Genomic DNA, 11,854 nt, shown 5'->3' on the forward strand with positions numbered 1-11,854 from the left:
TGCTCGCGAAGAGGCCGGTCGCTACAACACAATACTCATGCCATCGAACGCCACTTCAACATTACGCCGCGCCAATTCCGCACGCTCCGGCGAATCTTCATCGAGAATCGGATTGGTGTTGTTGATGTGGATAAGCACCTTGCGCTGCTCAGGCAATTGCTCAAGCACTTCGAGCATGCCGCCAGGGCCGTTCTGTGCCAGATGACCCATCTCACGGCCAGTACGGGTGCCGACGCCACGGCGCTGCATCTCATCGTCATCCCACATCGTGCCGTCGACTAACAGGCAATCGCTGCCCGCCATGATCTCCAGCAGCGGTGCGTCGACCTTGCCCAGACCCGGCGCGTAGAACAATTTCCCGCCAGTCTTCAGGTCTTCGACGATCAAGCCAATGTTGTCGCCTGGATGCGGATCAAAACGGTGCGGCGAATACGGCGGCGCGGCGCTGCGCAACGGCAGCGGGGTGAAACGCAGGTTTGGACAGGCGGCCACGGTGAAACTCTGGTCGAGTTCGATGCGGTTCCAGGCCAGCCCGCCGTTCCAGTGCGTGAGCATCTTGAACAGCGGAAAACCGGTGCTGAGGTCTTCGTGAACCATGTCCGTGCACCAGACCTGATGCGGGCAGCCTTCGCGCAGGCTGAGCAGGCCGGTGGTGTGGTCGATCTGGCTGTCCATCAGGATGATGGCGCTGATGCCGGTGTCACGCAGGGCGCGGCCCGGTTGCATCGGGGCGAAGCTTTGCAACTGCGCGCGGATGTCCGGCGAGGCGTTGCACAGCACCCAGTTCACGCCGTCGTCGGAAATCGCGATGGACGATTGGGTACGGGCCTTGGCATTCAGGCTGCCGTCGCGAAAGCCTGCGCAATTGACGCAGTTGCAGTTCCACTGCGGAAAACCGCCGCCAGCGGCCGAACCCAGAATCTGGACGAACATGAACACTCCATCATTTCAACGCGGAAAATAAAACGCCCCGGCGAGCCGAGGCGTTGCACTGCAATTCTACGTAAGCAGAACTCAGCGGCTGGCGAAGTACATGGTGACTTCGAAGCCGATACGCAGGTCGGTGTAAGCCGGTTTTGTCCAGGACATGGTGTGTCTCCTCAGGGTGGGTGGGATAGCGCTGTCCATAGTTATAGTCCACGGCAGCGCAGAGATGTTCCAAATAGTTAGGCTGCTATGTTACTCAAAATTTCACCGCGATTGCCCGTGAATCTTTGAGAAAGCTCCTTGCAGCCTCGGTAATGATCAATTTGCCGCTTGCCATAGGGTTTCGGGTGCCGGATCGCTGGCGAGGCAGAGCCAGCCGCCTTCGGCACTGATCAAACGCTGCGCAGCGCGGAGCAGTGTCTGACGATTCAGCTGGCCGATGTCGAGCCTCAGTTGTTCAAGATAATCCGACGAGTGGCCAGCAAGCTTGGCCTGCCAGAGCAGTTCGGCAGCGTCTTTGCTGGACAGATTGGCCTCGTCGAATTGATCGGCGAGGTTTTGTCGATGTTGGCTGAGGCTATCGTCATCCAGCTGTTCAAACAGCGCAGGAATCCTGTTGAGGAACTGTTGAATGTGCTCGAGCAATTCCGCAGGTTTGGCACTTGGGGACTGCACGCCGAACAGGATGACGGTTTGGCCCTGCATCTGACGAAGCGCACTGAACACCGCGTAACCCAATTGCAATTCGACTCGCAGGCGCTGATAGAACGGCGTCTGGCAAAGCTGCGCGAGCAGTCGCCAGGCAGCTTCGCCGGCAATGCCGTGGCCGGCGGTCGGGCAGCACAGCAGCAAGGCGTGTTCACTGGACGCGGTAGCGATATGGCGCCAGTGTTTTTGCGCGGTGATCGTAGCTGGCGCTGGCAACTGAGTGTCCGGGATCCCGGGAATACGGCTCAGGGCCAGGCCCATGGCGGATTGCGTCTGTTGATTCAGACCCAAAGCGAGGCCGTCCCAACGCGAAGTTGTCCACAGGCGTTGGGTGTCGTCGCCGGTTTCGGCGGATTGCAGAGCATGTTCCGGCAGCGCTTCAAGCAATTGGCGGATAGGGATCAGCGGCGTTTCAGGCGCAGTAAGCGGCGAATCTGCATCAACTTGCGTCAGACATTTCAGCGCGTGCTCGAGGACGCCGGGCATTGGCTCCTGCAGGCCGGTGAGCTTCAGCAGCCATTGATTGCCAGTGGCGCCGAAAGACAGCTCGACTCCAGCCTCGCGCGCGTCCTGCTGAGTCTGGCGGAGACTGCGTTGCAATCTCGAGTGCAGCTCAGTGCTGGCTGCAGCCTCAACCTGCCAACGCAGATAAATCGCGCCTTCATCACCGCTGTCCGGCAATGCCTGGCTGAACTGCATCGGCGAGCGTTCGCGACGGCCGCGCGAGCGATCCTGAGCGAAGGTGCGCAGGCCACGGTGGGCGCTGGTCTGGCCGCGAATCAGTCCGGCGTTGGCCAGTGGTTCATTGGCACGCAGGAAAGGATTGGCGGTGGGCAGGTGCCAGTGCCTGCTGAAGTTATCCACAGTGCCGATTTCAGCAAGGATCTGTTCGAGGGGTGTCGCAGCGTTTTCGGACACGCCCGTTTCGCGTTGCTCGCTGTCGAGCCGCGCCAGTTGCAACGCGCCGCTGACTTGCTGCTGGCGTTGCAGCAGGGCGGCGTATTCCTTGCGCAATGGCGTCCAATCCTGCTGAGCAAAAAAGCTCAGCCAATCGAGCAGTTGTTCGCGAATGGCGTCTAACGATTCGGTGGGAGCGGTGAATTCAAGATGCAGCAACGCTTGTCCGGCAAACCGATACACCGGTGCCGCTTTCAAGCCATCCGCCAGTTGTTGCTGTTGCAAATGCGCCAACAGGCCGCCGGGCTTGGCGCTGTTCAGCCAATGGCAGAGAAACGCCAGAGCCTCCTCGGACGATTCTGGCAGGGCATCAAAGGCAAATATCAGGTTGCCGCGCTGCTCACCGACCTGTTGATAACTTTTCACCGCCAGTGGCACGGTTGCCGCCTGGGCCACTTTATCCCCAACCGGCAAAGCCGCCGCAAACTGCTCAGCCAGTGCTTTCAACTCATCGAGACCTTGCGGCCCGACCAGACTCAAGGTCACCTGCCCGGTTTGATAAAACTGCTGGTGGAAATCTTTCAACGCCTGTTGAAACTCAACGCTTTCAACTTGCAGGCTGTCTCGATTCCCCGCGTGGAAGCCGCGCAGCGGATGCTCTGCCGGTAAACCTTCAAATAAGGAAAACTGCTGCTGCGCTGCAGGATCCTGTGACCAAGCGACGAATTCCGCTTGCAACACCTCTCGTTCCCGCAGTTGATCGTCCAGATTCATACGCGGCTTGGCGAGCATGTCTGACAGACGCTCCAGCCCGTCGCTGAACGCTCGGGTCGGTAACTCAAAAAAGAACTCGGTTGTGCGTTCGCGCGTGCTGGCATTCACTTGCCCACCGTGACCTTGCACGTAGGCCATCAGCCCTTCGCCCGTGGGAAACCGCTCGGTACCGAGAAACAGCAAATGCTCAAGAAAATGCGCCAGCCCCGGCCACGCCAGCGGCACGTCATGGCTACCGGCTGCCACGCGCAAGACAGCGGCGCTGCGCTTCAGGTCGGGCACATGACGCAGGGTCACGCGCAAGCCGTTGGCCAGGGTTTCGGTGTGGGGGCGGGGGTGAGTCGGCGCAGGCATGGGCACTTCCAGAACAGTGAAGTGCCAATGCTAGCGGATTAGCGCTGGTTCAGCGCGCCGTAAAGCTCCGGGCGGCGGTCGCTGAGGTAGCGATTGGCCGCGCGGGAGTCGAGCATCAACTGCCGATCCAGTTCGCCGATGATCAGCGCTTCGTCGAGTCCGGCCTGGGCGATACGGCTGCCATCCGGCGCGGCGAGGCTGCTTTGCCCGCAATAATGGATCTCGCCTTCGCTGCCGCAATAGTTGGCGTAGGCCACGTAGCACTGGTTTTCGAAGGCGCGCGAACGCACGGTGACGTCGGCGACGAAATCGAACGGAATCATGTTCGCCGTCGGTACCAGAATCAGCTCGGCGCCGGCGAGTGCCAGACGCCGGGTGTTTTCCGGAAACTCCAGGTCGTAGCAGATCAGGAAACCGAGCTTCCAGCCGTTGAGCTCGACGATGGGGAAATCGTCATCGCCGGGGCTGAACATCGAGCGGTCCAGATCGCCGAACAGATGCGTCTTGCGGTAATTGCAAAGGCGCTCACCGTTTGAATCGATCAACTGCACGGCGTTGTAAATCTGCCCGTCGGCGGTGCGCTCGGGATAACCATACGCAATAGCCAAACCGGCAGCCTTGGCGATCCGGCCGATCTGCTGCGCCCATTCGCCGTTGTAGACCTCGGCCAGTGTACTCACCGCTTCGGCGCCAATGTTGTAGCCGGTCATGAACATCTCCGGCAACACCAGCAGGTCGGCGCCCTTGGCCTCCATCGCCAGCTGATGCAGGCGTTGCAGGTTGACGGCGGGTTCCAGTGGCAGTGGCGGACATTGGTAAAGGGCTACACGCATCAGGGATTCCTCTTACTCGGGCAGGGCGATAGGGCCGATGTCTTTGAACACATCACCCGGGCCCGGGTTCGCTTTATGTGTCGAACCACCGAAATGTTTCATGATCCCCCACACCGCGTTGAGCGAGGTCTGCACCGCGCCTTCCACCCATGCCGGTGTCCACGACACGTCGTCGCCAGCGATGAAAATCCCGCGCTGTTCGGCCGGCATCTCGTCCTGCATGAAGTGCGCGTACATGCGTTGGTTGTAGCGATAGTGGCCGGGCAGGGCACCTTTGAAGGCGCCGAGGAAGTACGGATCGGCTTCCCAGGACACGGTGATCGGATCGCCAATGATCCGCGCGGCAATGTCGACTTTCGGGTAGATCTTTTTCAACGCGTTCAAGGCCAGTTCAACGCGTTTTTCCACAGGGTGCGGCAGCATCTTCAACGCATCGCTCATCCACGAGTACGACAGGCAGATCACCCCCGGTTTGTCGTCGCCGTTGTCGAACAGATAGGTGCCACGGGTCAGGCGATCGGTGAGGGTCATGCTCATCAGGTCGCGGCCGGTTTCCGGGTCCTTGTCCTTCCAGAACGGCCGGTCGACCATCACGAACGTCTTCGACGACTGCATGTAGCGAGTGCGGTCGAGGGCCATCCACATCTTCTGCGAGAACAGGGTTTCGTCGCATTCGATCTGCGTGGTCAGCAGCCAGCTCTGGCAAGTGGTCAGCACGGCGGCGTATTCGCGGGTGTCGCCGTTATTGTCGGTAACCGCGAAACGACCATCCGGGGCGTGGGCAATTTTCTTCACGCCGGAACGCGGCGCGCCACGGTGCAGGGATTTCAGGCTGGTGCCTTCAGGCCAGTGCACGCAACGCTCCGGCACATGCCGCCAAATACCTTGCGGCACTTGTTCGACGCCGCCGACCACGAGGTGCTGGTGATCGTCGCAGTTGGTCATTACCACGCGGAAGATTTCCAGCATCGAGTTGGGGAAGTCCGAGTCCCAGCCGCCAGTGCCGAAACCGACCTGACCAAACACTTCGCGGTGATGAAACGACAGTTTGGCGAAGGCTTCCGAGGTGGCGACGAAGTCATAGAAGGTGCGGTCGTCCCACAGTGGCACCAAGGTATTCCACAGCTCTTTCAGACGTGGCACATCGCGGTCGCGGATGGCTTGCTGGATATCGGCAAACTGCGAGCCGGCCTCCAGCGCATCCGCCCAGGCGTCAGCCACTTCCTGGAACAGTGCAGGAAGATCCGCCAGTTTCTGTGCGTAATGGGTTTTACCTTCGAGGTCGATCACGGTGCTGCCAGAGGCCGGCGTCAGTGGGTTCGGGAAGGGTTTGGTCTCGAGACCGAGCTTGTCGACGTAGTGATAGAACGCGGTGGACGACACCGGGAAACGCATGCCGCCGAGTTCAGCGACGATACCGTCCGTGCCGTTGAAGGCTTGTGAACGTAGACGGCCACCCAGTTTCGACGCCTCGTAAACCACTGGCTTCAGGCCAAGTTTCATCAACTCGTAAGCGGCGACCAGACCGGCAATACCTGCGCCAACGATTGCCACTTCGGCGCCGTGATTGTGTTCAGGAATAGTGCCGAGGCCGGCCGGGTGTTCGATCCAGTCGTCAAAGGCGAACGGAAAGTCCGGACCGAAAATGGTGACTGGTTTCTTACCGTCTGCAGGATGGCGATTGTTCTTGTTCATGGCTGACCTTGCTGGCGACCCGACGCGGGATGCGCGTCTGAGTATAGGAAAAGATGCCAGCCATTCTAGAGAGCGTGGAACACGTTAATAAGACGCAAAGTGTCGTCGTTTTGCCAGATTATCGATCAATATGACGAGCGGTGACTACACGCCGACCAAAATGTGGGAGCGAGCCTGCTCGCGAAGAGGCTCTGAAATTCACTCGAGAAGCTCGATCAAAACCTTAAACCGGCTGCCCGCGATCAATCTTGCTACTCAAGATAATCGATGTTGTCGTCTTCTCCACCCCGTCCACCCCGCCAATCTGATCCAGCAACTGATCCAGCTGCTCCGGCGAGTCGGTGCGCAACCACGCCACATAATCAAACTCGCCACTCACCGCACACAACTGCTGCACCTGCGCCATCGCACTCAACCGGCGAACCACCTCTTTGCCGGAACGCGGCTGCACCTTGATCCCGACATACGCCTGCAAGCCGCCATCGACCACCCGCTGACCCAAACGCACACCATAACCGGTGATCACCTTGGCTTTTTCCAGCCGCGCCAGTCGCGACGTCACGGTGGTGCGCGCAATGCCTAGTTGCCGGGCAAGCATGGCCACGCTTTCGCGGGCATTGATTTGCAGGGCGGCGATTAGCTGACGGTCGATTTCATCAAGCACGGGGGGGCGGGTGTCGGGCAAGGGGCGGCTCCATGGCTGGGGGAAGTTGTGCATGTTACAGGCGCTATCAGCGACACGCTTGCAGGCGATGTTTGAACGCTTCACCCAGGCTTCGAGTTATCGTTGCGTTGAAACAATACATCGGATTTTTGATTTGACTTGCCTGGCCTCTTTATCAAGAATGCCAGCAAGAGCGCGAAATCTGCTGCCTTGCAGGGTATTAGCGGACGTAGGTACCTCAGCGATGCTGCAACGTCGGTGTAAGGTGAGACCTCTTCATCCCATTTCCTGAGGATGTAAATATCAGGATTCAAACATCAAGGGCAGCCAATGGCTGCCCTTTCTTTGACATTCAAGAATGTACCGCTTGTACAAAAGATCGCCTCGGCGGTGTTTGTTCATCGCTCCTGCCGGAGCGTGCATGAAATTCCAGAGGACGTGTCCGTTTCGCACATCGACTACGACAAGCATGTCATTTTTTGCTTCATAGGCATTGATGAATACCATCCGGTGTCCGCCGTTATCGTAGAGGACTTTCCATACTTCGAAAGGCCCCGTTAGCGTATCGATGGCGTGTTGAACATAACGTTCTCGGGAGTCTGGGCGTTTCTCGACGATGTGGGCCAGTTTGTCGCGCATGACTGCAACGTTTCCAATGGGCGTGAGAATAGTAACGGCCAATACGGACTCGTGGGCGCCCTCTGTGTCTTCAGCCCTTTTTACCTCTTCGATTGCGGCTGATCGAAGTTCTCTCGATAACGTTCTCAGATCGGGTAACGCGAGATCGATCCAGGTTTGTTGGTCGGCCGCTTCCTTTATCAATGGCGCTGTATTCACCAGCATGAAAACAATCCTGAACGAGCGGTGGCGTCCGGAGATTACTCGTCTGGAGAAAAGGTCAACAAGACACAGGAGGCAGAGAAAACATAGCTTCGGAACATTCCTACAGACCTTGCGGTTGTATTCCTAATAATGTGCTCGCCAAGGCTGGAACCCCGATCACTCACCCATGAAAAAGCCGCGCATTTAGCGCGGCTTCTTCATGTTTGGTGGGCCCACACGGACTTGAACCGTGGACCAAAGGATTATGAGTCCTCTGCTCTAACCAACTGAGCTATAGGCCCTCAGTAGGCCGCGGATTATAGCGACGGTTTCTCGGCTGTGCTATCCGAATAATCCGATACGGTTACACGAAGAAACGTTGCGGCGAACTCTTCCGGTGGCAGCGGCAAGCTGACGATGTAGCCCTGGATCTGTTCGCAGCCTTCGGCGGCGAGGAATTGTTGTTGTGCCTGGGTTTCCACGCCTTCGGCAATGACAGTGAATTGCATGCTTCGGCCGAGGGCGATGATGGCGCGGACAATCGCCGCATCGTGGGGGTCATCGGGCAGTCCGCGGACGAATGACTGGTCGATTTTGAGGATGTCCAGCGGCAGGCGCTTGAGGTAGCTGAGTGAGGAATAGCCGGTGCCGAAGTCGTCGATCGCCAGTTGTACGCCGAGGTGTTTGAGTTGGTGCAGCACCGCCAGCGCCTCTTCGGCCTGACTCATGATGAAATTCTCGGTAATTTCCAGTTGCAGTAAATCCGGCATCAGGCCGTTGTCGTTGAGCAGTTGTTCGATGCGTCCGAGCAGATTCGGCTGGCGCAGTTGCGCGCCGGCGAGGTTCACCGAGAGCGGACCGAGGCTGTCGTAGACCTGACTCCACTCGAACATCTGCCGGCAGGCGGTTTCCAGCACCCAATCGCCGATTTGCAGGATCATGCCGTTCTCTTCGGCCAGCGGAATGAAATGCTCCGGCGGCACATCGCCAAACGTTGGGTGGCGCCAGCGAATCAGTGCTTCGGCACCGACCAGGCTGTGGTCCTCCAGGCTGATTTTCGGCTGGTAGTAGAGGAACAGTTCATCGCGCTCGATCGCCCGACGCAGTTCGTGCTCCAGGGCCACGCGTTCGCTGGCTTGGGCGGTGAGGTCGCGGGTATAGCTTTCGACGCGGTTGCGACCCTTGGCCTTGGAGCGATACATCGCGGCGTCGGCGTTTTTTACCAGTGTGGCGACGTCGCAACCGTCGCGCGGATAGAGGCTGGTGCCGATGCTGGCGCTGATAAAAAACTCATGCTCGCCGGCCTGGAAGGGCGCGCCAAAGCAATTGAGCAGCTTGGTGGCAATATTGTCGGCGTCGCTGGCTTGCTGCAGACCGGGCAGGAGGATGATGAATTCATCACCGCCCAGGCGCGCGACGGTATCGATGTCACGCAATTGTTCTTTCAAACGCACCGCGATGCCCTTGAGCAGCAGGTCACCGACCGGGTGGCCGAGGCTGTCGTTGATGTGTTTGAAGCGGTCGAGATCGAGGAACAACACCGCGCCCTGGCTGCCATTTTCTTGCTGGCTGTTCAATGCCATCAGCAAGCGACTTTCGAACAGCGTACGGTTGGGCAGGCCGGTGAGCGGGTCGTGGTGCGCCTGATAATCGAGTTTCGCCTGCGCATGTTTGAGGCTGGAGATGTCGGCAAACACCGCGACAAAGTGCGTGATGAATTTGTCGCGATTGCGCACGGCGCTGATGGTCAGCCAGCTCGGGTACAGCTCGCCGTTTTTGCGCCGGTTGGAGATCTCGCCTTGCCAGTGACCTTCGTCGGTCAACTGGTGCCACATCGCCGCATAAAAGGCGCTGTCGTGCAGGCCGGAAGCGAGCAGGCGCGGCGTATGGCCGAGGGCTTCGCTTTCGCTGTAGCCAGTGATCTCGGTGAACGCGCGGTTGACCGCACTGATGTGCTGTTGCGTGTCGGTGATCAATACGCCTTCCGCGGTACTTTCGAATACGGTCGCGGCTTGTTGCAGTTTTTCCTGCATCAGATGGCGTTCGGTGATATCGCGGGCGATGGTCAGCATGCAGTCTTCATCGCCGATCGGCAGTGGTCGGCTGGACACTTCGCAAAGGCGAATCTGTCCGTCGCTGCGGCGGATGTGGCAGGTGAAGTCACGAACGAAACCATCACGGTGCAACAAATCGAGCATCTGTTTGCGTTCGTTGAGGTTGACCCAGATACCCAGATCCAGCGCCGAGCGATCCACCGACATGGCGCTGTTGAAGCCGGTGATGCGGCTGAAGCCTTCGTTGACTTCCAGCAGCAAGCCATCGCTCTGACGCGACAGCAACAAACCATCCGGGGACGCGTGAAATGCCTTGGCGAATTTTTCTTCGGAGGTTTGCAGTTGTTGCTGGGTTTCCTTGAGCTGGGTGATGTCACGTACCACAACCACCAGCGCCGGCGTGGTGTCGAGGTCGAATGGCTCAGCGGAAATCAGCCCAGTGAACAGCTGACCATTGTTGCGCCGAAAGGGCATTTCCAGGTTGCGGATACTGCCGGCCTGCAAACGCTGCAACAGCCCGGGGCCGACGCCGGGAATGCCCCAGATATTCAGGTTGGTGGCGGTTTGGCCGACGACTTCTTCGGCTTTCAAACCGATCTGTTCTTCAAAGGCTTCATTGACCTCCAGCAGGCAACCATCGGACAGTCGCGCGATCACCAGAATGTCCGGGCATTGCTGGAATACCGAGGCAAATTTCTGCTCGGACAGGCGCAATGCTTCCTCGGTGCGCTTGGTTTCGCTGATATCGATCATCAGTCCGCGCATCACCGGTTCATGGCCGTGTTCGATCAGGCTGACGATGTCGCGTACCCACAGGCAGCGGCCATCGGCGGTGATCACCCGGTAATCAAGGCTGTGATCGCGCCCGGCCAGCACTTCGTGGTCGCAGAAGCTTTGCGCGCGGGTCAGATCCGCCGGGTGGATGATGTTGCGCCAGAACCCGGGGATCAACCAATGCGAGAGCGGATAGCCGAGCAAGTCTTCAGCGTGCGGTGACACATAGCTGTAGGTGAAGTCGCTCATCCGCGCTTCCCAGGCAATCGCCGACAAGCTCTCCACCAGCCCGCGGTAGTGGTATTCGCTGCTGCGCAATTCCTGTTCAAGATCAATACGCCGGGCGATTTCCGAGCTCAGGCGGCGGTTGATGCGGATGACCACGGCCAGCACGATCACCAACAGCGTCAGCCCGGGTAATCCATACACCAAAAGATCTGACCAGAATGTCCGATGATCGAGGACGTTGCCGACCCAATGTTCCTGAATACTGCTGATTTCATCCGGGCTCATGTCAGCGAGAACTTTATCGAGGATGCCCACCAGCATCTTGTTGTCGCGCGGCACGCCCATCGCCAATTGATAGCGGTACGGGGTTTCGCCACTGACATACAAGCCGTCGAGTTTGAGCTGGCGCAGGCTCCAGACGCTGGAGGCGAGATCGCCGACGACGGCGTCCACTTCGTCGGTCGCCAGCGCTTGCAGTGCCGAGCTGACATTGGGCATGGCGACCAGATTCAGGTCCGGATGGTGGGTGCGCAAGAGCTCATGCGGCGCGTAGTTTTCCACTACGGCAATCTTCAGACCGTACAGATCGTCGAGCTTGCGCGGTTGTGCGCCACCGACGTGGGCAAGGATGACGATCGGAAAGTCGAGATAAGGCCGGGTAAATGCCAGATAGTTCTGACGCTCCGGGGTCGACATGATGCCTGGCAGCAGGTCGATTTTGCCCTGTTTGACTTGTTCCAGGACCACCGTCCAGCTTACCGGCTCGATCGGTGTGAGTTTGATCGCCAGACGCTGGCGAATCACATCGATATAGTCCGCCGCCAGGCCCTGATAACGGGCCTGATCGTCACGAAACTCAAAGGGCGGCCACGACGCGTCAACACCCAGGCGCAAGTCCGGGTGAGCCGCCAGCCAGCTACGTTCTTCATCGGTCAGAGTCAGCGCGTCAGCCGTTGCGGTCCAGATCATCAGTGACAGCAAAAAAAGCACGGACGCCAATCTGGGCATAACGCTCTCGTTATGGCTCGGGGATGATTGTTTCGAGTGTAGACGGGGTAAGCAGCGGGGAGGGTGACGCGAGGAATTTAATCTGCCATAAAACAAAACCCCCGGCCTGGGCCGGG

8 protein-coding genes and 1 tRNA gene are annotated in these 11,854 nt (G+C 58.8%); all 9 read right to left on the reverse strand.

Going from position 1 to position 11,854, the window contains the following annotated elements:
* Positions 1-21: 21 nt before the first annotated feature.
* Positions 22-933, reverse strand: a complete 912-nt coding sequence (gene pqqB / locus A8O26_RS18455) for a pyrroloquinoline quinone biosynthesis protein PqqB (protein WP_064119254.1) — start codon at positions 931-933, stop codon at positions 22-24.
* An 81-nt stretch (positions 934-1,014) separates the two neighbouring features.
* Complete coding sequence (gene pqqA, locus A8O26_RS29465) at positions 1,015-1,089, reverse strand: pyrroloquinoline quinone precursor peptide PqqA (protein ID WP_003422658.1); 75 nt, start codon at positions 1,087-1,089, stop codon at positions 1,015-1,017.
* A 156-nt stretch (positions 1,090-1,245) separates the two neighbouring features.
* Entirely contained in the window at positions 1,246-3,660 is a 2,415-nt protein-coding gene (gene pqqF / locus A8O26_RS18460; protein ID WP_064119255.1) for a pyrroloquinoline quinone biosynthesis protein PqqF, read from the reverse strand.
* Positions 3,661-3,698: 38 nt separating this feature from the next.
* The gene (locus tag A8O26_RS18465; protein WP_064119256.1) at positions 3,699-4,493 is read right to left on the reverse strand and encodes a carbon-nitrogen hydrolase family protein; all 795 of its coding nucleotides are present in this window, start codon (positions 4,491-4,493) and stop codon (positions 3,699-3,701) included.
* Between the two features lie 12 nt (positions 4,494-4,505).
* The gene (locus A8O26_RS18470; protein WP_008085177.1) at positions 4,506-6,188 is read right to left on the reverse strand and encodes a flavin monoamine oxidase family protein; all 1,683 of its coding nucleotides are present in this window, start codon (positions 6,186-6,188) and stop codon (positions 4,506-4,508) included.
* A gap of 223 nt (positions 6,189-6,411) precedes the next feature.
* Positions 6,412-6,873: an Lrp/AsnC family transcriptional regulator gene (locus A8O26_RS18475; RefSeq protein WP_064119257.1), complete on the reverse strand. Its 462-nt coding sequence runs from the start codon at positions 6,871-6,873 to the stop codon at positions 6,412-6,414.
* A 282-nt stretch (positions 6,874-7,155) separates the two neighbouring features.
* Positions 7,156-7,695, reverse strand: coding sequence for a PBECR2 nuclease fold domain-containing protein (locus A8O26_RS18480; protein WP_064119258.1), 540 nt, complete (start codon positions 7,693-7,695; stop codon positions 7,156-7,158).
* A gap of 204 nt (positions 7,696-7,899) precedes the next feature.
* Positions 7,900-7,976, reverse strand: a tRNA-Ile gene (locus tag A8O26_RS18485).
* A 15-nt stretch (positions 7,977-7,991) separates the two neighbouring features.
* Complete coding sequence (locus A8O26_RS18490) at positions 7,992-11,738, reverse strand: bifunctional diguanylate cyclase/phosphodiesterase (RefSeq protein ID WP_064119259.1); 3,747 nt, start codon at positions 11,736-11,738, stop codon at positions 7,992-7,994.
* Positions 11,739-11,854: the final 116 nt, after the last annotated feature.

This window comes from Pseudomonas fluorescens, assembly GCF_001648775.1.
Classification (GTDB): domain Bacteria; phylum Pseudomonadota; class Gammaproteobacteria; order Pseudomonadales; family Pseudomonadaceae; genus Aquipseudomonas; species Aquipseudomonas fluorescens_M.

Coding starts and splice junctions, on each gene's coding strand:
- pqqB (WP_064119254.1), bottom strand. CDS start 933: ATGTTCGTCCAGATTCTGGGTTCGGCCGCTGGCGGCGGTTTTCCGCAG.
- A8O26_RS18480 (WP_064119258.1), bottom strand. CDS start 7,695: ATGCTGGTGAATACAGCGCCATTGATAAAGGAAGCGGCCGACCAACAA.
- A8O26_RS18470 (WP_008085177.1), bottom strand. CDS start 6,188: ATGAACAAGAACAATCGCCATCCTGCAGACGGTAAGAAACCAGTCACC.
- A8O26_RS18465 (WP_064119256.1), bottom strand. CDS start 4,493: ATGCGTGTAGCCCTTTACCAATGTCCGCCACTGCCACTGGAACCCGCC.
- A8O26_RS18490 (WP_064119259.1), bottom strand. CDS start 11,738: ATGCCCAGATTGGCGTCCGTGCTTTTTTTGCTGTCACTGATGATCTGG.
- pqqF (WP_064119255.1), bottom strand. CDS start 3,660: ATGCCTGCGCCGACTCACCCCCGCCCCCACACCGAAACCCTGGCCAAC.